Raw genomic sequence first — 20967 nt, 5'->3', positions numbered from 1 at the left:
TCCATGCGCCTGATCCGCATGCCGCTGGCTGCGGCGTTGAGTACGCTGCTGCTTGGCGGCTGCATGCTCGGCCCCAACTACACCAAGCCGCCAGCGGTTGCCGACGCGGCGATGCGAGCACCCGCCCTGCACCGCGCCAGCGGCGCGGACGTGGTTGCCGCCGCACCCCTGAATCACTGGTGGGAGGAACTGCACGATCCGCTCCTGACACAATTGGTCGCCCAGGCGTTGGCCGATAGCCCCAACCTGCGCGCGGCGCAGGCGCGGCTGCGCGCCAACCGCGCGCTGGCCCAGCAACGCCGCGCCGAACGCCTGCCCAAGCTCAACGCCAGCGCGGTGTATGCCTACGCCGAGCCGCCGCAGACCATCGTCGATACGCTCGGCGGGCTGCAACAGGGTCAACCCGGCCAGCCGCCGGCGGCCGGCAACCAGGCGTTGGATCTGGAAAAGACCGAGATTTACAGCGCCGGTTTCGATGCCAGCTGGGAGCTGGATTTCTTCGGCCGCCGCCGTCGCGCCGCCGAAGGTGCGCTGGCGCAGGCGCAGGCCTCCGAGGCCGAGCTCGCCGATGCGCAAGTGCAGCTGGCCGCCGAAGTCGGGCAGGTTTATCTCAACTACCGCGGCTTGCAGGCGCGCCTGGCCATTGCCGATGCCAACCTGGACAAGATCCGCCAGTCGCTGCAGCTGGTGCAGCAACGCCGCGGGCAGGGCGCCGCCTCGGACCTGCAGGTCGAGCAGATCGCCACCCAGGTGCAGCAACAGCAAGCCCAGCGCCTGCCGCTGGAAATGCAATCGCAGGAGGCGCTGGACCAGCTGGCATTGATGGTCGGGCGCGAGCCCGGCGCGCTGGATGCGCAGCTCAGCGCGCCGCAACCTTTGCCGATGTTGCCGACACAGGTCCGCGTGGACGATGCCGGTGCGTTGATCCGCCGGCGCCCGGACGTGCGCAAGGCCGAGCGCGAGTTGGCCGCCTCCAGCGCGCAGATCGGCGAAGCGTTGAACGGCTACTTCCCGCAGGTGAGTCTGCTGGGCGGGTTGAGCTGGGTCGCCGGCTCGCCGAGCGATTTCAATTCCGATGCGCGGACCACATTGGCGGTGCCGATGCTGCGCTGGTCGATCTTCGACTTCGGCAAGACCCGCGCGCAGGTGGAGCAGGCGCGCGCCGGCAATGCCGGTCGTACGGCGGCGTACGAAGGGACCGTGTTGGCGGCCTTGCAGGATGCCAATTCGGCCTTGGCGCGCTTCGGTTCGGCACGCAAACAATTGGTGGTCGCACGCCAGGCCGAAGCCTCGGCCACGCGTTCGGCCGGGCTGATGCAGCAACGTCGCGATGCCGGCGCCACCTCATCGATCGATCTGCTGGATGTGCAGCGCCAGCAGTTGTCGGCGCAGGACGCCGCCGCGCAGGCGCAGGTGCAGTTGCTGGTGAATTACGTGGCCCTGCAGAAGAGTCTGGGGCTGGGCTGGAGCGAACCGGCGCAGGACGCGCGCTGAGACCAGCCAAGGCAATCGTTGACGCGGCAGCTCATGCGCGGCCGCGTCCCGGTTTTGCCATCATGGTCGGCATTGGCCGTTGTGGCGCATGCATTGCGCAATCGAGAGGTTGAATGGCATCCCCCGAGGCCACCCCGCAGCCCCACCTCACCGCTGGCGACGGCGGCTACCTGAGCATCGACGCGGTCCGCAAGGAGTTCGACGGCTTCGTCGCGGTCGACGACGTCAGCCTGCAGATTCGCAAGGGCGAGATCTTCGCGTTGCTCGGTGGTTCGGGCAGCGGCAAATCCACGCTGCTGCGCTGCCTTGCCGGCTTCGAGCGGCCGACCAAGGGGCGCATCGTCCTGGATGGTCAACCCATCGACGCGCTGCCGCCGTACGAGCGCCCGATCAACATGATGTTCCAGTCGTACGCGCTGTTTCCGCATATGAGCGTGGAGCAGAACATCGCCTTCGGGCTGAAGCAGGAAGGCTTGTCCAAGGCTGCGATCGCCACCCGCGTCGGCGAGATGCTCGCGCTGGTGCAGCTTGGCGCGCTGGCCAGGCGCAAGCCGCACCAGCTCTCCGGCGGGCAGCAGCAGCGCGTGGCCCTGGCGCGCTCGCTGGCCAAGCGGCCCAAGCTGCTGTTGCTGGACGAACCGATGGGTGCGCTGGATAAAAAACTGCGCTCGCAGATGCAGCTGGAACTGGTCAACATCATCGAAACCTCCGGCGTGACCTGCGTTATGGTCACCCACGATCAGGAAGAGGCCATGACCATGGCCACGCGGATCGCGTTGATGGACCAGGGCTGGATCCAGCAGGTCGGCACGCCCGATGAAATCTACGAGCAGCCGGCCAACCGGTTTGCGGCCGAGTTCATCGGCTCGGTCAATCTGATCGACGCGCTCATCGCCGACGACGCGCCCGAATACGTCACCTTGAAAACGCCTGCGTTCGATGCCTGCATCCGCATCGGCCACGGCATCACCGGCTTCGAAGGGCAGGCGGTGGCGTTCGCGCTGCGCCCGGAAAAGCTCGCGATCGGCAAGGACGAGCCGGCGCAGGCCTGCAACAAGGCGCAGGGCGTGATCGAAGACATCGCCTATTTCGGCAGCCATTCGGTGTACCACGTGCGCTTGCCCAGCGGGGTCAAGCTGATGGCCAATTTCGCCAATCGCCAGCGTTGGGCCAGCGAAGCGTTGACCTGGGGCGACACCGTGTGGGTAGGGTGGGGCGAAGACGACGGCGTGGTGTTCACCGCATGAAACGCGTGTTCATACGCGGGTTAGCGGGCGCGCGCTGGGGCGTGATCGCCGCACCATATCTGTGGATGCTGGTGTTCTTCGCGATTCCGTTCCTGATCGTGCTGAAGATTTCCTTCGCCGAGCGCGCCACCGCGATGCCGCCGTATACGCCGCTATTGGCGGTTGCTGCCGACGGTGCGGTGAGCCTCAAACTGCATCTGGGCGCCTATCTGGCCTTGCTGCGCGATAGCCAGTACGTGGCTGCCTACCTGAGTTCGATCAAGATCGCGGCCATTTCCACCGCACTGGCGCTGTTGATCGGCTACCCGATGGCCTACGTGATCGCGCGGCTACCGCTGGCCACACGCAACGTGGCGATGATGCTGGTGGTGCTGCCGTCGTGGACGTCGTTTCTGATCCGCGTGTACGCGTGGATCGGCATTCTCGATGGCAATGGTGTGCTCAATCAGGCGCTGTTGGCGCTGGGTGTGATCGAGCAGCCGTTGCAATTGTTGTACACGCCGATCGCCGCTTACATCGGCATCGTGTACTGCTATCTGCCGTTCATGGTGTTGCCGCTGTACGCCAACCTGGTCAAGCACGATCAGCGCCTGCTCGAAGCAGCCTACGACCTGGGTGCGCGGCCATGGCAGGCATTCGTCCGCATCACCTTGCCACTATCGCGCAACGGCATCGTGGCCGGCTGCATGCTGGTGATGATTCCGGCGGTCGGCGAGTTCGTCATCCCGGAAATGCTGGGCGGGCCGAACACCTTGATGATCGGGCGCGTGCTGTGGGGCGAGTTCTTCAATAACCGCGACTGGCCGGTGGCAGCGGCAGTGGCCACGGTGATGTTGCTGCTGCTGTTGCTGCCGATCGTGATCTTCCACCGTTACCAGCAGCGTGAGCTGGAAGGGCGCCTGACATGATGCGCGCGTCGCGCGGTGGGCGCCTGCTCGGCGGCAGCGTGCTCGCGCTGGGTTTCGGCTTCTTGTACCTGCCGATCCTGTTGTTGATGGTGTATTCGTTCAACGCCTCGCGCCTGGCGACGGTGTGGGGCGGGTTCTCGGCCAGGTGGTACGGCGAATTAGTGCGCGACCGGCAATTGCTCGACGCAGCCTGGGTCAGCCTGGAGGTGGCGTTCTGGACGGCCTGCGCATCGACGGTGCTGGGCACGATGGCCGCCATGGCGATGGTGCGCATGCGGCGTTTTCCCGGCAAAACCCTGTTCGGCGCACTGATCACCGCGCCGTTGGTGATGCCCGAAGTCATCATCGGTCTGTCGATCCTGCTGTTGTTGGTGTCGATGGGTGGCGTGCTCGGCATCGCGCCGCGCGGCGCGGTAGCGATCTGGGTAGCGCATGTCACCTTCACCGTATCGTTCGTGACCGTGGTGATTTCTTCGCGGCTGCAGGAACTGGACCGCTCGCTTGAAGAAGCCGCGATGGATCTCGGTGCCACGCCGCTGAAAGTGTTTTTCCAGATCACCTTGCCGATCATCGCGCCGGCCCTGGCATCGGGCTGGCTGCTGGCCTTTACGCTGTCGCTGGACGATGTGGTGATTGCCAGTTTCCTGGCCGGGCCCAGTTCCACCACCTTGCCGATCAAGGTGTTTTCGTCGGTGCGTCTGGGCATCAGTCCGAAGATCAATGCGCTGGCCACGCTTATGGTGCTGGCGGTGTCGGTAGCCGCGCTGATCGGCTGGTGGCTGCTGGCGCGCAGCGAAAAACGTCGCCTGCGCGATGCGCAGTTGGCACTGCAACGCGAAGGTTGAGCGAGACAGGAAGGCGCGAGGCGTAGATGCGTGCAGCGGCGGGTGACCGTTGGGCAGGGCAGCTTCCGAAACCAGTGCGACTGCATGCACCAGGTGGCGCCGGCGGCCGGTGCTTGCGAACACAGTGTTGCAGCAGTTTCAGGCGATTGTGACGCGCCCCGAACTTGCCGGCGTCTAGCATGACCGCCTCGCAACAGGAGACCGTCATGTCCTACGACACCGTCAACCCCGCCAACGGCCAGGTCGAGCATACCCAGCAGACCCTGGACGCCGCTGCCATCGAAGCGCGTCTGGCTGCTTCCGCCAAGGCATTTCCGGCCTGGGCCGCGTTGCCGCTGGCCGAGCGTGGCGCCTTGCTGCGCCGCATCGGAGAGGAGCTGACCAGGCGCCGCGAGGACCTGCAACGCATCATGACCGCCGAGATGGGCAAGCTGCGCCGTGAGGCGCTGGCCGAGATCGACAAGTGCGCGCAGGCCTGCGCCTATTACGCCGAACACGCCGCCGACTACCTGGCGCCGCGCGACATTCCTACCGAAGCGCAATCCAGTTATGTGCGCTACGAACCGCTGGGCTGCGTGTTCGCGGTCATGCCGTGGAATTTTCCGTTGTGGCAGGCGTTCCGGTTTCTGGCGCCAAGCCTGATGGCCGGCAACGTGTCGCTGCTCAAGCACGCCAGCAACGTGCCGCGCTGCGCTGACGCCATGAAAGAGGTGTTGGACGCCGCCGGCATTCCGCCGGGCGTGTTCGATGTGCTGCATATCGATAACGACCAGGCTGCCGATGTACTGCGCGATGACCGCATTGCTGCAGTAACGCTGACCGGCAGCGAACGCGCCGGTCGCTCGCTGGCCGCCAATGCAGGCGACCAGCTCAAGAAGTGCGTGATGGAGCTCGGCGGCAGCGACGCGTTCGTGGTGCTCGAAGACGCCGATCTGGCGCACACCGTGCCATCGGCCGTGCAGTCGCGCTTCGACAATAGCGGGCAGACCTGCATCGCCGCCAAGCGTTTCATCGTGGTGGATGCGATCGCCGACCGGTTCATCGAGCGCTTCGTCGCGGCGGCAGCCCAGCGCGTCGTGGGCGACCCGCAGCAGGACAGCACCACGCTGGCGCCGATGGCGCGTGCCGACCTGCGCGACGAATTGCACAAGCAGGTGCAGGCCAGCGTGGCGAAGGGCGCCAAGGTCTTGTTGGGCGGCGAACCGGTCGCCGGCTCGCATGCCGGCTATCCGGCGACCATTCTCGACACTGTCGCTCCCGGCATGCCGGCATACGACGAAGAATTCTTCGGCCCGGTCGCCTCGATCATCCGGGTTGCCGACGAGGCAGAAGCGGTGCGCGTGGCCAATGACACCACCTTCGGTCTCGGCGGTAGCGTATGGACGGCCGACGCCAAGCGCGGCGAGCGCGTGGCGCAGCAGCTGCAGTGCGGCGCGGCGTTCGTCAACTCAGTGGTCAAGAGCGATGTGCGCTTGCCGTTCGGCGGCATCAAACGCTCCGGCTTCGGCCGCGAGCTGGCCGAGCACGGCATCCATGAGTTCATGAACGTCAAGACGATCTATGTGGCTTGAGAGTTGGGATAGTGAATCGGGAATCGGTAGAGCGGCTCGCTAGGGCGTTGGCGTGAATGCACAACCGCACTTTCTCCGTTCCGCCTACATCTGGGAGATGAAGGAAACCGCTCTTACGATTCTCGATTCCACAATCCCTGGCCGCAACGCGGCCCTACAGCCACTTGGCGCGCTTGAACAGGCGATACAGCACCAGGCACGAGCCCACGACGCCGGCGACCAGCAATGGGTAGGCGTAGCGGGCATCGAGTTCGGGCATGTGGGCGAAGTTCATGCCGTACCAGCTGGTGATCAAGGTAGGGGCGGCCAGCAGGGCGGCCCAGGCGCCGAGGCGCTTGACGGTTTCGCCCTGGGCCAGCGTCACCATCGATAGGTTGACGCTGAGCGCCGTGCCCAGCATTTCGCGCAGGGTGTCGATGGCATCGCTGGTGCGCACCGCGTGATCGAGCACGTCGCGCAGGTAGATGCCGACTTCTTCGTGGATCAGTGAGCCGGGGTTGCGCTTGAGGTGCGAGAGCACGTCCTGCAGTGGCGCCACCACCAACCGCATCTTGTTGAGTTCGCGCTTGAGCTCATACAGGCGCACCACCGTCTCGCGCTTGTAGTCGTCGGCGAAGATGTCTTTTTCCAGGCGTTCCAGCGTGTCGCGGAACTCGTCCATGATCGGCAGGTAATTGTCGACCACGAAATCGAGCACGCCGTACAGGCAGAACGACGCGCCCATGTGCAGCATCGCCGGCTCGCGCTCGACCCGATGCCGCACCGGCGCGTACGACAGCGACGCGCCATGCCGCACCGTCAACAGGAAGCGCCTTCCCAGGAAGGCATGCGTTTCGCCATAGCGGATGCGTTCGTTGACCAGCTGCGCCGTGTTGACCACCACGAACAGCGAGTTGCCGTAACTCTCGGCCTTGGGGCGTTGATGCGCCTTGAGCGCGTCTTCGATCGCCAGATCGTGCAGGCCGAATTCGTCCTGCAACTTGCGCAGCACCGATTCCTGCGGCTCGTACAGCCCCACCCAGACGAAGCCATCCGGCTGCTGGAGCACATCGCTGATGTGCTCCAGGCTGATGTCGTGGCGCTTGCCTTCGCCGTCGTAGTAAGCGCACGTGATGACGCAGGACGGATTATCGGGATGATGGCCTTGGCTGTTCATGAGCGCATCCTTCAATCAGCGCGTACGGACGGGCAGGTCACGCAGTCGCAGGGCAATGGCAAGTGCGGTGTGGATCGGCAGCAGCAGCATCACCCATTGCAGGTTGTCCTGCGCCTGGAAGGACAGCCAGTGGATCACCAGGGCCGCCAGCGCGCACGCCGCCACAACCCAGGAAAGCACGTTGAACCAGCGGCCCGGCCGATGGCCCAGCTGCAGCCGTATGCCGCCGAACCACAGCAGCATGCATAGCGGGTTGACCAGCAGCAGGTTGCGGTTGCCCCACGCCGACGCGTGGGCAGTGAATCCCCACAGATACACCAGCAGGCCGCCGCCGATGGCGCATAACAGCCAGAATGGCAACGCCAGTCCAGCCAACAAGCGCTGCCTGCGGCCCAGGGCCAGTACGCCGGCTGCAACGATGAGGCCGGTCAACAGCCACGGCCACCAGTGTCGCTGTTGTTCGGCGGGCTCCGGCGCGATGCGATGCGGTAGCAGCACCTGCGTGGATTGCACCAACGGGCGACCGGCACTGTTGTGCACCTGGGTCAGGCTGTCTGCCAGCCGCATCGGCACGAAGGCCTCTTCCCAACGCGACAGCGGACGATCTGCGTACGGCCCCAGGCCCAGGTCGAAGCCCAGCCACATCCAGGGGGCAGGGGAGGCCAGGCGCACCGCTTCGCTGCGGAAGGTATTGCCACGCGAACGACCGGCCAGCTGCGATTTCAGCGCGCCGCCCATCGCACGGTCCAGCGTGTCGCGCACCATGGTGGCGCAGTTGGCCATGAAGTAGTCGTAGTGGTAGCGCGCGTTTTCCGGTTGGCTACGTACCGCCAGACCCTCGGCCAGCGCGCGCGCCTGGTCTGGCGGCAGATCCAGCCACTGGACGCTGACACCGCGCCCGGCATCGCGATATTGCGACAGGTCTTCTTCCAGCGGCAGCGCGACCAGGTAGTACATCATGTCGCCGCGCGCAAAACGCGGTACGAAGTCCGGCTCGCTCGGGTCGAAGAAGCCGAAGTTGTACGAGGTGGCCTGCTGCGTGCGCGGGTCGACCACCACGATGGCATCGTGGCCGAAACGTTCGAAAAACACCTCGCCCGGCTGCATGGTGACTACGCCGACGCGTGGCGCCGGTGCAACGGTCAGCGCAGCTTCCTGCGAAGCATTGCCTTGGACAGCCTGGGCCGCTGCGAGCGGGGCGACTAGCAGCGTGAACAGGAGCAGTGCCCAGCAGGCAATCCACTGCCAGGCGCCACCGCGCTGCGGCGCCGTGCAGGCACTGCGGCTCAGCTGGTTCAAGCGTCGTCCTGCGGATCGGGCGGCAGAATGGTGACGTGGAAGGCGTGCACGCGTCGCGCATCGGCCTTGGCCACGCGGAATGCGAAGCGCCCCAGCGTCAACTCTTCGCCGGTTTCGGGCAGGTGCCCGATCGCATCGGTGACCAGCCCGCCGACGGTGTCGTACTCGTCGTCGGGGAACTCGGCGCCAAAGCGCTCGTTGAAGTCTTCGATCGGCGTCAGCGCATCGACCACATAGCGTCCATCGGCCTGGATCGCGATGAGCGAATTCTCTTCTTCGGCATCGTCGTGCTCGTCGTCGATCTCGCCGACGATCTGTTCCAGCACGTCCTCGATGGTGACCAGCCCGGCAACACCGCCGTATTCGTCCACCACGATCGCCATGTGGTTGCGCGAGAGGCGAAATTCCTTGAGCAGGACGTTGAGCTTCTTGGACTCGGGGATCAGCACCGCTGGGCGCAGCAGTTCGCGCACGTTGCCAGGGCCGTTGTCGGCCACCACGCCGCGCAACAGGTCCTTGGCCAGCAGGATGCCGAGCACTTCGTCCTTGTTCTCGCCGTGGACGGGGAAGCGCGAATGGCCGGATTCGACCACCTGCTTCATCAGGTCGATGAAGCGCGCTTCCACCGGCAGCGAGACCATCTGCGAGCGCGAGATCATCACATCGCCCACGGTCAGCTCGGACACGGAGATCGCGCCTTCCATCATGCGCAAGGTGTCTGCGGCGATGAGACCGTCCTGTTCGGCGGTCCGCAGCAAGGCGACGAGTTCGTCGCGGGTATGGGGTTCGCCGGAGAAGGCAGCGCTGAGGCGCTCGAGCCAGCTACGGCGTTTTTCCGGTGTTTCTAGGGATTGGCTACTGTCGTCTTCGGACATCGTGACGGGGAAGGGCACCCGGCAAACAGGCGTTAGCCATCAGTCTAGCAGGAAGCCGGCACGGCGCTGTGGATGCGCCGTTGCCTGGCCCGGCTCAGGGCAGATCCAGGCTGTAGCCGCAGCCGACCACGGTCTTGCCCGGATGCGATTTGACGTTGGTCACGCTCAGTACGACCGATTCGATCATCGCCTCGCCGGTCTTGGGGTTGGTGGTGTCTTCGCTGACCAGCTCGCGCCCGTACATGACCTTCTCGGCGTTGTCCACGCCCAGTTCCAGATCCAACTGCTTGGCGAGCGGGCGCGGGTCGGGCAGGTCCAGGATCGCCATGATGCTGGCGCCGGAAAACGCGATGTGATCGGTACTGTGGCCGAACACGCGAATGGGCGTATTGAGCGTGTACTCGGTCATGAACAGGTTGGACTGATCCAGTGGCGTCCAGCCCAGCGCCACCGCCTTGAGCGGGTCGGCCAGTACCGGGGCCAACGCGCTGAAATCGCCGATACGCTGGCGGCATTCGATCAAGGCGGCAAGGTCCGGGCGCACCGGCGCGGTCTGTGCCCAGGCGCCGGGCGCGCTCAACAGCAGCAGGGCGCCGGCAATGCAAAAACGCATCAGTGTTCTCCTGCGTAAGGGTCGTCGATGCCGAGGTCGGCCAGGATCTCGCGCTCCAGTTGCTCCATCGCCTCGGCCTCCTTGTCGTCTTCGTGATCCCAGCCAAGCAAGTGCAAGGTGCCATGCACGGTCAGGTGCGCGTAGTGCGCAGCCAGCGATTTGCCTTGCTCGGCGGCCTCGCGCGCCACCACCGGCGCGCAGATCACCAGATCGCCCAGCAGCGGCATCTTGATGCCCTTGGGCAGGCCTTCCGGCAGTTCGGCGGGGAAGCTCAGCACGTTGGTGGCGTAATCCTTGCCGCGGTAGTGGTGATTGAGCGAGCAGCCTTCCTTCTCGTCGACCACGCGCACTGCCAGATCGGCCTCGCGGATGCGCCCCTTCAACGCTGCGGCCACCCACTTGCGAAAACTCACCGCCGACGGCAGGCCGGCGCGCGGCAGCGCATAGCTGACGGCAACGTCGAGGCGGACAGGGCCTTTGGTCATGGCGATACCAGCATTGAGCTCAGACAGGAGCCACAGTATCGCGCGTGTGTTGCCTCACTGCGACTTCCACTCGCTGGGATCGTAGGCGATTTCGATCACCTCGGCTGTCTCGACCAGCTCTTCGATGCCGGCCTGCTTGGTCGAGCCGCGGCAATTGAGGCCAAGATGCGTCTTGATTTGGCGCGCCATCTCAACGGCGCCTTGATCGGGCGTGGCCTTGGCATCGAGGTGGACGGTCAGGTCCGTGCACCCGCCAACATTGCTGACTTGGATGGCCGGTACGAGCGCGCGCGCAGCCTGGTCGGCGAGTGCGTCGAACCTGCTCTGCGCGACTGCTTGCTGCGCTGCCGATACCCGCACCTTGATGTAGTACAGCTGCTTGTAGAACAGGTAGCCGTTGGACAGTAGCGGCATGCCGGACGACGACAGGTCCATGCTGAGCTGCAGCTTTTCCCCAACGATGCGTTCGGCGTCCGCGATGGCCGCGATCACCTTGGCATCCACGGCATTAGCCGGGATGCTTTTCGGGACACCCTCGCTGGTCAATACGAACCTGCTCTGGTCCAGCTCGTCCAGCCGCGAATAGGTGCCTTGTTTGCGCGCCGCGGCGAGGTCCTCGCGAAAGGCGATCATGCCGTGCTCGATGGCCTCGGCTTGAGCGCGTTGCCCGGCTGGATAAACGAACACATCGATATTCAATTCCGGATGCTCAGCCATCGCGTAATGGAATCCAGCCCCCGAGACCTTGGCTGCCGGGTTGTAGGAGCTGCGGGCGAGCGTAAACGGACCAACGTTCCTCGGTGCAGCCAGGTAACTGGTCTCGATGTAAGCGCGCGAGGATGCCGGTGGTCCATCCGGCGTGGCCGATAACGCAACTGGGGCACCACCCAGCATGCAGGCGAAGAACAACACGCGACAACCGACCATGTGCACCTCCTGTGCAGAACGATGCCGCAAGTGTATCGCCCTGAAGCGGCGGGTTGGCGTGTCTGGCTCAGTGCCGCTGCAGACCAACCGGCGCGAGGCGCTGTGCGATGACCGCGCTACTTGGAGGTTTCCCGGCGTGTCCCGCGTTGCACCGGGTCGTGCCGAGCAGGGCATCCGCGGTCACCTCCCGCCAGCCTGCTTCATGCCGCAGGTTCGGCAGGCTTTTCGGCCAGATCGCGCTTGTCATAGGCGGTCACGATGCGCTGCACCAATGGGTGACGCACCACGTCGCGCGCTTCGAAGAAGGTGAAACTGGTGCCTTCCACATCGCGCAGCACTTCGATCGCATCGCGCAGGCCGGATTTGACATGCTTGGGCAGATCGATCTGGGTGAGATCGCCGGTGACCACCGCCGTGGAGCCGAAGCCCAGGCGGGTCAGGAACATCTTCATCTGTTCGATGGTGGTGTTCTGCGCTTCGTCCAGAATCACGTAGGCATCGTTGAGCGTGCGGCCGCGCATATAGGCCAGCGGCGCGATTTCGATGACGTTGCGCTCCAGCAACTTGACCACTTTTTCCACGCCGAGCATCTCGTACAGCGCATCGTAGAGCGGGCGCAGGTACGGGTCGACCTTCTGGCTGAGATCGCCAGGCAGAAAGCCGAGTTTTTCGCCGGCTTCCACTGCCGGGCGCACCAGAATCAGCCGCTGCACACGCGACTCGTTGAGCGCTTCAACCGCGCTTGCTACCGCCAGGAAGGTCTTGCCGGTCCCGGCCGGACCGATGCCGAAATTGATGTCGTGGGTGGCGATCGCGTGCAGGTATTTGGCCTGGTTGGCGCCACGGCCGCGCACGGTGCCGCGCTTGACCTTGATCGCCACATCCTGGGCCTGGTACGCGCGCTCGGCCACATGTTCGAGGTTGGCCTCGTTGAGCCGCAGGTGGATTGCGTGCGTGTCGAAGGTGGTGGTTGCGGCCTCCTCGTACAACGCGGTCAACAGCGACTGGGCGGCGGCGATGGCCGGCTCCGGTCCGGTCACCCGGAAGACGTTGCCACGGTTGGCGATCTCGACGCCAAGCTTGAGTTCGATCTGGCGCAGATGCGTATCGAACGGACCGGCCAGATTGGCCAGGCGCTCGATGTCCTCGGGTTCCAGGGTGAAATCGCGATGTGCGGGTGCGTTCATGGTTGGATCGGACAGCGCACCTGGGTGCGCGTCGGTAGGGCGGGAGCGAAAGGGTAGCGCGCGGCATGTGATCCCACCAACACAGCGGACGGCGCGGCACCCGGCCATGCAACCGTCCGCAGTCGCGTGCAGGTTTTCCACAAGCGCTGTGGAGTCACGCATCACTAACCTGTGGATAAAACGCGTCGCGCTTACTCGCGCAAGGTTTGCCGGGGCGGTGGTGAAAAAATCGCCAGTGTCGCCAGGGTTGTCCACACGCGATGTGGATCGAATTCCGCAAAGCCTGTGGGTAAGTATGACGAGGCCTTGCGCCGCAAGGCGCGACAGCTGTGTGGTGAAATCTTGACCATTTCGCGCGACACGCTTCGGCGCGTGGTTGCCTTGCTTGGAGGAGCGCCGCATTGCGCAGCGCCCACGCGCCATCAATGTGCGCTGTCGTCCAATTGAATCCGACCACGCAGCGAATTGCTCATTGCCTCGGTGATCAACACATCGACGAACTGTCCGATCAAACGTGGGTTGCCCGGGAAATTCACCGGGCGCATGTTTTCGCTCTTGCCGGTCAATTCGTTCGGATCGCGCCGCGAGGGGCCTTCCACCAGCACGCGCTGCACGCTGCCCACCATCGATTGCGAAATGCTCGCCGCGTGCGCATTGATATGCGCCTGCAGACGCGCAAGACGCGCCTGCTTCACTGCCTCCGGCGTGTCGTCCTGCAGGTCCGATGCCGGGGTGCCGGGGCGACGCGAATACACGAACGAAAAGCTCTGGTCGAAGCCTACGTCTTCGATCAGCTTCATGGTCTTTTCGAAGTCGGCTTCGGTCTCGCCAGGAAAGCCGACGATGAAGTCCGAACTGATCGAGATGTCCGGGCGCACTGCGCGCAGCTTGCGGATCTTCGACTTGAATTCCAGCGCGGTGTAGCCACGCTTCATCGCCGACAGAATGCGGTCGCTGCCGGCCTGCACCGGCAGGTGCAGGTAGTTGGCCAGCTGCGGCACATCGCGGTAGGCATCCACCAGCGAATCGGAAAACTCCAGCGGATGCGAGGTGGTGAAGCGGATGCGGCCGATGCCCTCGATCTGCGCGATGGTGCGGATCAGCAGGCCCAGATCGGCGTACTGCGCGGCGTCGCCGGCATCGGCGCCATACGCACCGCGATACGCATTGACGTTCTGGCCGAGCAGGTTGATCTCGCGCACGCCTTGCGCTGCCAATTGCGCCACTTCCACCAGCACGTCTTCGAACGGCCGGCTGACTTCTTCGCCACGGGTGTAGGGCACCACGCAGAACGAGCAGTATTTGGAGCAGCCTTCCATGATCGACACGAACGCCGAGGGGCCCTCGGCACGCGGCTCGGGCAGGCGGTCGAACTTCTCGATCTCCGGGAAGCTGATGTCCACCTGCGACTTGCCCGATTCGCGCCGCGCGCGGATCAGCTCCGGCAGCCGATGCAGCGTTTGCGGACCGAACACCAGGTCCACGTAGGGCGCGCGCTTGACGATGGCTTCGCCTTCCTGCGATGCCACGCAGCCGCCGACGCCGATGATCACCGGCTTGCCGCCGGCCTTCAGCGCCTTCCAGCGACCCAGCTGGCTGAAGACCTTTTCCTGCGCCTTTTCGCGAATGGAGCAGGTGTTGACCAGCACCACATCCGCTTCTTCCGGATCGTCGGTCAGCTCCAGCCCTTCGGAGGCGGCAAGCACGTCGGCCATCTTGGCCGAGTCGTACTCGTTCATCTGGCATCCGTGGGTCTTGATATAGAGCTTGCCGCGCACCATGGCAGGCGCCGATGGGCGCGCGACGGGCAAGGGCAACAGGGCGGTTGCGTCCACGGCAGTGGCCGCGGACAGGTCGGAAACGGGTGTCCCGGGCATGGCGCTTATTCCAGGCGGGTAGAAGAGAGCCGCGCAGTTTACCCGCTTGCGCTGGCGCCGTCCGCGGGCGCGCGCCCGGCGTCGACGGCTTCGGCGCGCGCCACCGCCGGGCGCGCGACCATCCGGGCGATATAGGCGCGGGTCGGGGCGGGCGGATCGATCAGGCCAAACTCCACCATCCACGCCAAGGCGCCGCCCCACAGCACATCGGCCGCACTGCAGCGCTCGCCCAGCAGGTAATCGCCCTTGGCCAGCTGCGCATCCACCACCTGCAGCACGGTGTCGGCGTCGGCATAAGGCGAGAGCGAGCGCGGCGGGGCGCTGCGCTTGAGCGCAAGATCGATGATCGCCGGCTCGAAGGCAGAGCCGTAGAACGCAAGCCAGCGCAGGTAGGCGCCACGGTCGGTATCGCCCGGCGCCGGCGACAGACCGGCTTCCGGATACAGCTCGGCCAGGTACTGATAGATGGCGCCCTGTTCGGTGACCACGCTGGTGCCATGAACAATGGTTGGAATCTTGCCCATCGGGTTGATCGCAAGGAATTCCGGCGTGCGCTGCTGCTCCTTTTCCAGATCGATGGGCTGCAGGCGGTAGCGTGCGCCCAGTTCTTCCAGCAAGACCAGCACTCCGCGCGAGCGGGAGCGGGGGTTGTGGAAGAGGGTGACGTGGCGGTCGTCGGACATTGCGGTCTCCAGGTGGCTGCGGTGGCGAGCGGGTGGTGTGATGGCTGGTATCACGACTGTACGGGCCACTTGCGGACAGTTCCTGTCCGCAATACGGTGGCGCGATGTCTTCCACCGCTGCCCGCCTGTTGCGTCTGCTTTCCCTGCTGCAAGGTGGCCGGAGCTGGTCCGGTGTGGCGCTGGCAGAGCGTTTGGGCATCCATCCGCGCAGCCTGCGACGCGATATCGAACGCCTGCGCGAAGCGGGTTACCCGGTGCATGCAACGCCCGGCAGCGGCGGAGGCTACCGGCTGGGGCAGGGCGCTGCGGCATTACCGCTGCTATTGGAAGAAAACGAGGCGCTGACCGTGGCGGTCGCCTTGCGCGCCGCCGCGCCAGCGGTGCGCGGGATGGACGCCGCCGCGGCACGCGTGATGGCCAAGCTGGATCCCCTGCTGCTGCGCCGCAGCGGCCAGCGCGCCAGTGCCGCGCATGCCGCCATGGCCAGCATGCCGGCTGCCGAAACGGAATCGCTGGTCGATGCGGACCTGCTCGGCCAGTTGGCGGCCGCCTGCCGCGACCGGGCCACGCTGCGGCTGGACTATCGGCGCCATTCGGGTACGGCCATCACCCGTAACGTCGAGCCGGCGCTGCTGGTGAACTACGGGCGGCGCTGGTACCTGCTGGTCTGGGACTGCGAACGCCAGGACTGGCGCAGCCTGCGCGCGGACCGGATCGATCAGGCGCTCGCCACCGGCGCGCGGTTCGCTCCCCGCGCATTGCCCGAAGAGCCGCTACAGCTGTTGCGCAAGGCGATCGGCGAAGCACCGTTCCCGTGCCGGGCGCGGGTGCGTTTGGCCGGCACGGTCGAGGCATTGGCAGCGCGCATCCCGCCCTGGCTGGGTGCATTGCAGGCCGATGGTCCCGCACATTGCTGGCTGGGTCTTGGCGCGCCGAGCTTGCCCGCGCTGGCAGCCAACCTGTTGTTGCTGGACCTGCCGTTCGACGCGATTGCGCCGGCCGAAGTCCGCCCCACCTTGACGCAGGCGCTGGACACGTTGCGCACGCAGCTGGACCGCCCGCCGCAGTGAGGGCGGCCAACAAGCCGCAGCGAGCGGTGGTCAGGTCGGCGGCGGCGCGCTAGTGATCGGAGTCGGAGTCGGAGTGCGCGATCGGCACTCAAGGATGTGAGCGCCGGTTTCGCCAGCCTGGTGGCTGCGCAGGCGCTTCGGTGGTTGCTCCAGCGCTGGCCGACACTTGGCAAGCCCTGGGCAAGCTGGGACACTCCGCGCATGAAGGGGATGTCAAGATTGCTGGGGCTGATGCTCGTCACGTTGTCGGCTGCGCCGGTCAGCGCCGGCACGCTGTACAAGTGCGTCGGCGCTGACGGTATCACCAGCTACCTGAGCAAGCGCCAGAGCGGCGCCACCTGCAGCGTCATCAGCAGCTATACCCCCGACCGTTCGGCCCGCCGCCCGCCTTCATCTCCCTCGGCCGGGCGTCTGGCCGTCAGCCCCGCGCCCGGCATGGCCAATATCGACAGCGGCGCGCCGGCCACCATGATCAGCCAGCCAGTCAGCCAGCCGCCGCGGCATGCCGCCGAGGTCGCTTCGGCGCCGGCTCCGCGTGCGTTGACGGAGTCGTCCGTCTCGGTCGTCACGCCGCCAGCGCCAGCAGCAGCCAATCCGCGCCGGGTCGTCAGCGGGCAGGTGTACTCCTATATGAAGGACGGCGTGCGCCACTACACCAGCGCCCGTCCGCGCCAGGTCGCCAGCATCGAAGGCCTGCGCACCATCCATTACAGCTTTATCGAAACCTGCTACGCCTGCGGTGCCAAGCCCGGGGTTAATTTCGGTGCGATCCGGCTCAACACCAACGCCTACCAGCAGGAAATCGCAGCGGCGGCGCGCGAGTTCGGAGTGGAAGAATCGATCGTGCGCGCGATCATCCACGCCGAATCGGCCTACAACCCGCTCGCGCTCAGTCGCGCCGGTGCGCAAGGCCTGATGCAGTTGATGCCGGGCACGGCACGCAGGTTCGGCGTTAGCGATGCCTATGATGCAGCGCAAAATATTCGCGGCGGGGTGCAGTATCTGTCCTGGCTGCTGAAACGCTTCAATGGCGACCTCACCCTGGCCGCTGCCGGCTACAACGCCGGCGAGGGCGCGGTGGACCGTTATGGCGGCGTACCGCCGTATAGCGAGACCCAGCGGTACGTGCAACGCGTGGGCGTATTGGCCGGCCGCTATCGTGGCCAGGCGACTGCAGCCAACTAGAGCGGCTGATGGATGACCGTGCAGCCGGTCGGCGGGCGCGGCCGGTACTCCGGACATGGCGCAAGCGCCGCGGCGTCGGCGCGATCCACTCCCCGGACCACTGCTGACGTATGGGTCGCCGCTCTTGCGAATATTCGCCACGGCGCTGCGCAGCGTGCGACTGGGCGAGTGCTTCCGTATCGGCGACATCGGTTGCAGCGCCCACAGCCAGTCGTGGACGATCGTGATTGCTGCGCTTGCACCATGCCCACGCATCCACCGCACGCGTGCATTGCCGTTGCAGCCCATGCTAGAGCACTACGTCACAGCCATCCGTCTCCCACGCTCCTTGAACTCCATCTGATCGGCTGCCGTCTGCATCGGCCGTTGCATCGCATAGGGCCGACTGCGTACATTGCGTTGTCTGTGCATTAAGCGTTCCGCTACACTGCGGTCGATTCATCGCGGCTGGACCCCCCGCCAGCCGTTGGCAGCCTCACGCTACCTAATCAAGATCGGAGAGCCGGATGGCCAACGATGGGGTTAACGCACCTGCTGATATCGGGCGTCGTCGGTTTTTAACCGCGACAACGGCCGTGGTCGGTGCGGTCGGAGCAGGATTCGTTGCAGTTCCATTCGTGAAGTCGTGGAATCCCAGTGCGCGCGCCAAGTTGGCCGGCGCACCGGTCACCGCCGACATCAGCGCCTTGCAGGAAGGCCAGCGCATGGTCCTTGAATGGCGCGGTCAGCCCATTTGGATCGTCAAGCGCTCCAAGGCCATGCTCGACGCACTCCCGTCGCTGGACGACCGGCTCAAGGACCCCAAGTCCGAGAACAAGGATCAGCAGCCGGAGTACGTGCTGAAAAACCCGGAATATCGCTCGATCAAGTCCGACATTTCGGTGCTGGTCGGGCTATGTACGCATCTGGGCTGCTCGCCGGAGATGGTCGCCGAAATCCGCCCCGAGCCTTACGACCCGCAGTGGAAGGGCGGTTATTTCTGCCCTTGCCACAAGTCGCGCTTCGACATGTCTGGCCGCGTCTTCGACGGCGTGCCGGCTCCGATCAATCTGCTGGTGCCCCCACACCACTACGTGGACGACAACACCTTGGTGATCGGCGTCGATCCTGATGATGCCGGTGCGTCGACCAAAACCACGGGGGCTGCCTGATGAGCAATGTTCTGGTCCGTACCGCCAACGGCGTGTTCGATTGGGTCAACGAGCGCGCGCCCGGGCTGATGCCCATGTATCGCAAGCACGTCAGCGAGTACTACGCGCCGAAGAACTTCAATCTCTGGTACTACTTCGGTTCGCTGGCTATCGTGGTGCTGGTCAACCAGATCGTCACCGGCATCTTCCTGACGATGCACTACAAGACCAGCGCCGCCGATGCATTCGCGTCGATCGAATACATCATGCGCGACGTGGAGTGGGGTTGGCTGATCCGCTACATGCACAGCACCGGCGCCTCGCTGTTTTTCATCGTGGTGTACCTGCACATGTTCCGCGGCTTGATGTACGGCAGCTACCAGAAGCCGCGCGAGCTGGTGTGGATTCTCGGCATGTTGATCTACCTGGTGCTGATGGCCGAAGCCTTCATGGGCTATGTCCTGCCGTGGGGACAGATGTCGTTCTGGGGCGCGAAGGTGATCATCTCGCTGTTCGGCGCCATTCCGGTGATCGGCAATGGGCTGACCGAGTGGATCATGGGCGACTACCTGCCCGGGGATGCCACGCTCAATCGCTTCTTCGCCTTGCACGTAATCGCACTGCCGTTGGTGCTGCTGCTGTTGATCGTGCTGCACATCGGCGCGCTGCACGAAGTAGGCTCCAACAACCCGGACGGCGTGGACATCAAGAAAGGTCCGAAGGGCAATCGCTGGGATGCGCACAAGCCGGCCGACGGCATTCCGTTCCACCCCTATTACACGGTCAAGGACCTGGTCGGCGTCGGATTCCTGCTGTTGATCGCTGCCTTCATCATCTTCTTCGCGCCGGCGTTCGGCGGCCTGTTCCTGGAGCACGACAACTTCACCGAAGCCAACCGGCTGGTGACGCCGGAGCACATCAAGCCGGTGTGGTACTACACGCCGTACTACGCCATGTTGCGCGTGGTGCCCAACAAGCTCGGTGGCGTGCTGGTGATGTTCTCGGCCATCGCGATCCTGTTCCTGGTGCCCTGGCTGGATCGCGCCAAGGTACGCTCGGTGCGCTACCGCGGCTGGATTTCCAAGCTGGCGTTGGGCGTGCTGGTGGTGTGCTTCGTCTGGCTGGGCGTGATCGGTTCCGGCCCCGGCACCGACGCGCACGAAACCTATGTCGGGCGGGTGTTGACCTTCCTGTACTTCGCCTTCTTCATCACCATGCCGGTGTGGACGCGGCTGGACAAAACCAAGCCGGTGCCGGAGCGGGTGACGACCCATGACTAATCCCAACGTGACGTCATGGAAGTCGCGCGTGGTCGCCTTGCTCTGCGGCCTGATGGTCGCTGGCGGTGCGGTGGCGGCCGAAGGCGGGGCGGTGCAGCAGGCAGGTAACGACCTGAGCGATCGCGCATCGCTGCAACGCGGTGCGCAGTTGTTCATGAACTACTGCTCCGGCTGCCATTCGTTGAAGTATTTGCGCTATTCGCGCATGGCCAGCGATCTGGGCTTGAGCGAAGAGGAGGTCATGACCAACCTCAACTTCACCGGCGCCAAAGTCGGCGAACACATCGAAGGCACCATGCCGCACGATGCGGCGACCAAGTGGTTCGGCAAGGCGCCGCCGGATCTGACCTTGATCGCACGCGTGCGCGGTACGGACTGGGTCTACACCTATCTCAAGTCGTTTTATCTGGATCAGACCCGCCCGCTGGGCTGGAACAACAAGCTGTTTCCGAACGCCTCCATGCCCAACCCGCTATGGGAGTTGCAAGGCCTGCAGCAGGCGCAGTTCGGCCCGGCCGACAAGGCCACCGGCGACAAGCCGGTAGAGGCATTGAAGCTTGGGCAGCCGGGGCGTCAAACGCCGGTGGAATTCGACCAGACCGTGCGCGATATCGCCAACTTCCTCGAGTACGCCGGCGAACCAGCCGCATTGAAGCGCCAGAGCATGGGCGTGTGGGTGGTCCTGTTCCTGGCGCTGCTCACCTTCATCGCTTATTTGCTGAAGAAGGAATACTGGAAGGACGTGCATTGAGCGCTGCGTAGGCCGTCATCGGCTGCGGGAGCGAACAATTGCAGTGCAGGGCGGGCATCGCCAGGTGCTTGGAGACCTCGCTGATCGCCGAGCCTTGCGCCGCTCCCAACGGGAAAGCGCTTGCCTCCTCTCCCGTGCGGAGAGAGGGGGCAGGGCGATGGTTGGCAGGCGAACAGTCCGTCTACCCAGGCCAGGTAGATCCCTGCGACCGTGTTGCAGCGCCCACACGTCCTGCGGTTCTCTGGGAGCAGCGCAACAGCCGGCTTATCGGAACATTAATAAGCCCTATCACTCTTGGCTTTTGCGTGACGTGATTGCACACTCGATAGACCGTGGTGACTGTCGGCGTTGGGCCGGCCGCGCCGATGCGGCCGGCGGATTCCG

The 20967-nt window shown here is 64.9% G+C and carries 19 protein-coding genes; 10 read left to right on the top strand and 9 right to left on the bottom strand.

The window, feature by feature from the left end; all coding sequences use genetic code 11:
* Nucleotides 1-3 precede the first annotated feature (3 nt).
* From AMD14_RS13025 to AMD14_RS13000, 5 genes are all read left to right on the top strand, one after another.
* A complete protein-coding gene (locus AMD14_RS13025; protein ID WP_005922976.1) occupies nt 4-1494 on the top strand; it encodes an efflux transporter outer membrane subunit in 1491 nt (496 codons plus the stop codon).
* Nucleotides 1495-1607: 113 nt separating this feature from the next.
* Nucleotides 1608-2741: an ABC transporter ATP-binding protein gene (locus tag AMD14_RS13020; protein WP_011051610.1), complete on the top strand. Its 1134-nt coding sequence runs from the start codon at nt 1608-1610 to the stop codon at nt 2739-2741.
* Nucleotides 2738-3649 carry an ABC transporter permease subunit gene (locus tag AMD14_RS13015; protein WP_011051609.1) on the top strand — a complete coding sequence of 304 codons (912 nt, stop codon included), beginning with the start codon at nt 2738-2740 and terminating at the stop codon, nt 3647-3649. Before AMD14_RS13020 ends, AMD14_RS13015 begins: the two co-directional genes overlap by 4 nt.
* Nucleotides 3646-4494 carry an ABC transporter permease subunit gene (locus AMD14_RS13010; protein WP_011051608.1) on the top strand — a complete coding sequence of 283 codons (849 nt, stop codon included), beginning with the start codon at nt 3646-3648 and terminating at the stop codon, nt 4492-4494. The genes AMD14_RS13015 and AMD14_RS13010 overlap by 4 nt, the downstream gene beginning before the upstream one ends.
* Before the next feature lie 179 nt (nt 4495-4673).
* Nucleotides 4674-6065: an NAD-dependent succinate-semialdehyde dehydrogenase gene (locus AMD14_RS13000; RefSeq protein ID WP_015472127.1), complete on the top strand. Its 1392-nt coding sequence runs from the start codon at nt 4674-4676 to the stop codon at nt 6063-6065.
* 154 nt (nt 6066-6219) lie between these two features.
* Here AMD14_RS13000 and AMD14_RS12995 read toward each other — a convergent pair whose 3' ends face one another.
* From AMD14_RS12995 to AMD14_RS12955, 9 genes are all read right to left on the bottom strand, one after another.
* Nucleotides 6220-7221, bottom strand: a complete 1002-nt coding sequence (locus AMD14_RS12995) for a magnesium and cobalt transport protein CorA (RefSeq protein WP_003488333.1) — start codon at nt 7219-7221, stop codon at nt 6220-6222.
* A 15-nt stretch (nt 7222-7236) separates the two neighbouring features.
* Nucleotides 7237-8520, bottom strand: a complete 1284-nt coding sequence (locus tag AMD14_RS12990; protein WP_011051606.1) for a lipoprotein N-acyltransferase Lnb domain-containing protein — start codon at nt 8518-8520, stop codon at nt 7237-7239.
* Nucleotides 8517-9395, bottom strand: a complete 879-nt coding sequence (locus AMD14_RS12985; RefSeq protein ID WP_003488337.1) for a CorC family transporter — start codon at nt 9393-9395, stop codon at nt 8517-8519. Before AMD14_RS12985 ends, AMD14_RS12990 begins: the two co-directional genes overlap by 4 nt.
* A gap of 94 nt (nt 9396-9489) precedes the next feature.
* Nucleotides 9490-10008, bottom strand: a complete 519-nt coding sequence (locus tag AMD14_RS12980; RefSeq protein WP_003488338.1) for a hypothetical protein — start codon at nt 10006-10008, stop codon at nt 9490-9492.
* Complete coding sequence (ybeY, locus tag AMD14_RS12975; RefSeq protein ID WP_003488340.1) at nt 10008-10493, bottom strand: rRNA maturation RNase YbeY; 486 nt, start codon at nt 10491-10493, stop codon at nt 10008-10010. The genes AMD14_RS12980 and ybeY overlap by 1 nt, the downstream gene beginning before the upstream one ends.
* Before the next feature lie 54 nt (nt 10494-10547).
* Nucleotides 10548-11210 (bottom strand): hypothetical protein, encoded by a 663-nt coding sequence (locus AMD14_RS12970; protein WP_011051605.1) that lies wholly within the window; start codon nt 11208-11210, stop codon nt 10548-10550.
* Nucleotides 11211-11620: 410 nt separating this feature from the next.
* On the bottom strand, nt 11621-12607 hold the full coding sequence (locus tag AMD14_RS12965; RefSeq protein ID WP_011051604.1) for a PhoH family protein: 987 nt from the start codon (nt 12605-12607) through the stop codon (nt 11621-11623).
* Nucleotides 12608-13029: 422 nt separating this feature from the next.
* Nucleotides 13030-14484, bottom strand: a complete 1455-nt coding sequence (gene miaB / locus AMD14_RS12960) for a tRNA (N6-isopentenyl adenosine(37)-C2)-methylthiotransferase MiaB (RefSeq protein WP_011051603.1) — start codon at nt 14482-14484, stop codon at nt 13030-13032.
* A 38-nt stretch (nt 14485-14522) separates the two neighbouring features.
* A complete protein-coding gene (locus AMD14_RS12955) occupies nt 14523-15167 on the bottom strand; it encodes a glutathione S-transferase family protein (RefSeq protein ID WP_003485951.1) in 645 nt (214 codons plus the stop codon).
* A 104-nt stretch (nt 15168-15271) separates the two neighbouring features.
* On the opposite strand from AMD14_RS12955, the gene AMD14_RS12950 reads away from it, so the two are divergent.
* The 5 genes from AMD14_RS12950 to AMD14_RS12930 all read left to right on the top strand — a co-directional run bounded on the left by AMD14_RS12950 (nt 15272) and on the right by AMD14_RS12930 (nt 20583).
* On the top strand, nt 15272-16237 hold the full coding sequence (locus tag AMD14_RS12950) for a helix-turn-helix transcriptional regulator (RefSeq protein ID WP_011051602.1): 966 nt from the start codon (nt 15272-15274) through the stop codon (nt 16235-16237).
* Between the two features lie 201 nt (nt 16238-16438).
* Entirely contained in the window at nt 16439-17422 is a 984-nt protein-coding gene (locus AMD14_RS12945) for a lytic transglycosylase domain-containing protein (protein WP_011051601.1), read from the top strand.
* Between the two features lie 506 nt (nt 17423-17928).
* Nucleotides 17929-18573 (top strand): ubiquinol-cytochrome c reductase iron-sulfur subunit, encoded by a 645-nt coding sequence (gene petA / locus AMD14_RS12940; protein ID WP_003485955.1) that lies wholly within the window; start codon nt 17929-17931, stop codon nt 18571-18573.
* Nucleotides 18573-19832 (top strand): cytochrome b, encoded by a 1260-nt coding sequence (locus tag AMD14_RS12935; protein WP_011051600.1) that lies wholly within the window; start codon nt 18573-18575, stop codon nt 19830-19832. The genes petA and AMD14_RS12935 overlap by 1 nt, the downstream gene beginning before the upstream one ends.
* Nucleotides 19825-20583, top strand: coding sequence for a cytochrome c1 (locus AMD14_RS12930; RefSeq protein ID WP_016849999.1), 759 nt, complete (start codon nt 19825-19827; stop codon nt 20581-20583). Before AMD14_RS12935 ends, AMD14_RS12930 begins: the two co-directional genes overlap by 8 nt.
* The last annotated feature ends 384 nt before the right edge of the window (nt 20584-20967 follow it).

This window comes from Xanthomonas citri pv. citri (assembly GCF_000961215.1).
GTDB classification, from domain to species: Bacteria; Pseudomonadota; Gammaproteobacteria; order Xanthomonadales; family Xanthomonadaceae; genus Xanthomonas; species Xanthomonas cissicola.
The sequence above is the reverse complement of the archived record's forward strand: the minus strand, read 5'-3'. Positions and strand labels throughout refer to the sequence as shown.

What these genes read in the sequence shown, in the direction of transcription:
- AMD14_RS13025 (WP_005922976.1), top strand. Translation starts at nt 4, where the DNA reads ATGCGCCTGATCCGCATGCCGCTGGCTGCGGCGTTGAGTACGCTGCTG.
- AMD14_RS13020 (WP_011051610.1), top strand. Translation starts at nt 1,608, where the DNA reads ATGGCATCCCCCGAGGCCACCCCGCAGCCCCACCTCACCGCTGGCGAC.
- AMD14_RS13015 (WP_011051609.1), top strand. Translation starts at nt 2,738, where the DNA reads ATGAAACGCGTGTTCATACGCGGGTTAGCGGGCGCGCGCTGGGGCGTG.
- AMD14_RS13010 (WP_011051608.1), top strand. Translation starts at nt 3,646, where the DNA reads ATGATGCGCGCGTCGCGCGGTGGGCGCCTGCTCGGCGGCAGCGTGCTC.
- AMD14_RS13000 (WP_015472127.1), top strand. Translation starts at nt 4,674, where the DNA reads ATGACCGCCTCGCAACAGGAGACCGTCATGTCCTACGACACCGTCAAC.
- AMD14_RS12995 (WP_003488333.1), bottom strand. Translation starts at nt 7,221, where the DNA reads ATGAACAGCCAAGGCCATCATCCCGATAATCCGTCCTGCGTCATCACG.
- AMD14_RS12985 (WP_003488337.1), bottom strand. Translation starts at nt 9,395, where the DNA reads ATGTCCGAAGACGACAGTAGCCAATCCCTAGAAACACCGGAAAAACGC.
- AMD14_RS12980 (WP_003488338.1), bottom strand. Translation starts at nt 10,008, where the DNA reads ATGCGTTTTTGCATTGCCGGCGCCCTGCTGCTGTTGAGCGCGCCCGGC.
- ybeY (WP_003488340.1), bottom strand. Translation starts at nt 10,493, where the DNA reads ATGACCAAAGGCCCTGTCCGCCTCGACGTTGCCGTCAGCTATGCGCTG.
- AMD14_RS12970 (WP_011051605.1), bottom strand. Translation starts at nt 11,210, where the DNA reads ATGGCTGAGCATCCGGAATTGAATATCGATGTGTTCGTTTATCCAGCC.
- AMD14_RS12965 (WP_011051604.1), bottom strand. Translation starts at nt 12,607, where the DNA reads ATGAACGCACCCGCACATCGCGATTTCACCCTGGAACCCGAGGACATC.
- miaB (WP_011051603.1), bottom strand. Translation starts at nt 14,484, where the DNA reads ATGCCCGGGACACCCGTTTCCGACCTGTCCGCGGCCACTGCCGTGGAC.
- AMD14_RS12955 (WP_003485951.1), bottom strand. Translation starts at nt 15,167, where the DNA reads ATGTCCGACGACCGCCACGTCACCCTCTTCCACAACCCCCGCTCCCGC.
- AMD14_RS12950 (WP_011051602.1), top strand. Translation starts at nt 15,272, where the DNA reads ATGTCTTCCACCGCTGCCCGCCTGTTGCGTCTGCTTTCCCTGCTGCAA.
- AMD14_RS12945 (WP_011051601.1), top strand. Translation starts at nt 16,439, where the DNA reads ATGAAGGGGATGTCAAGATTGCTGGGGCTGATGCTCGTCACGTTGTCG.
- petA (WP_003485955.1), top strand. Translation starts at nt 17,929, where the DNA reads ATGGCCAACGATGGGGTTAACGCACCTGCTGATATCGGGCGTCGTCGG.
- AMD14_RS12935 (WP_011051600.1), top strand. Translation starts at nt 18,573, where the DNA reads ATGAGCAATGTTCTGGTCCGTACCGCCAACGGCGTGTTCGATTGGGTC.
- AMD14_RS12930 (WP_016849999.1), top strand. Translation starts at nt 19,825, where the DNA reads ATGACTAATCCCAACGTGACGTCATGGAAGTCGCGCGTGGTCGCCTTG.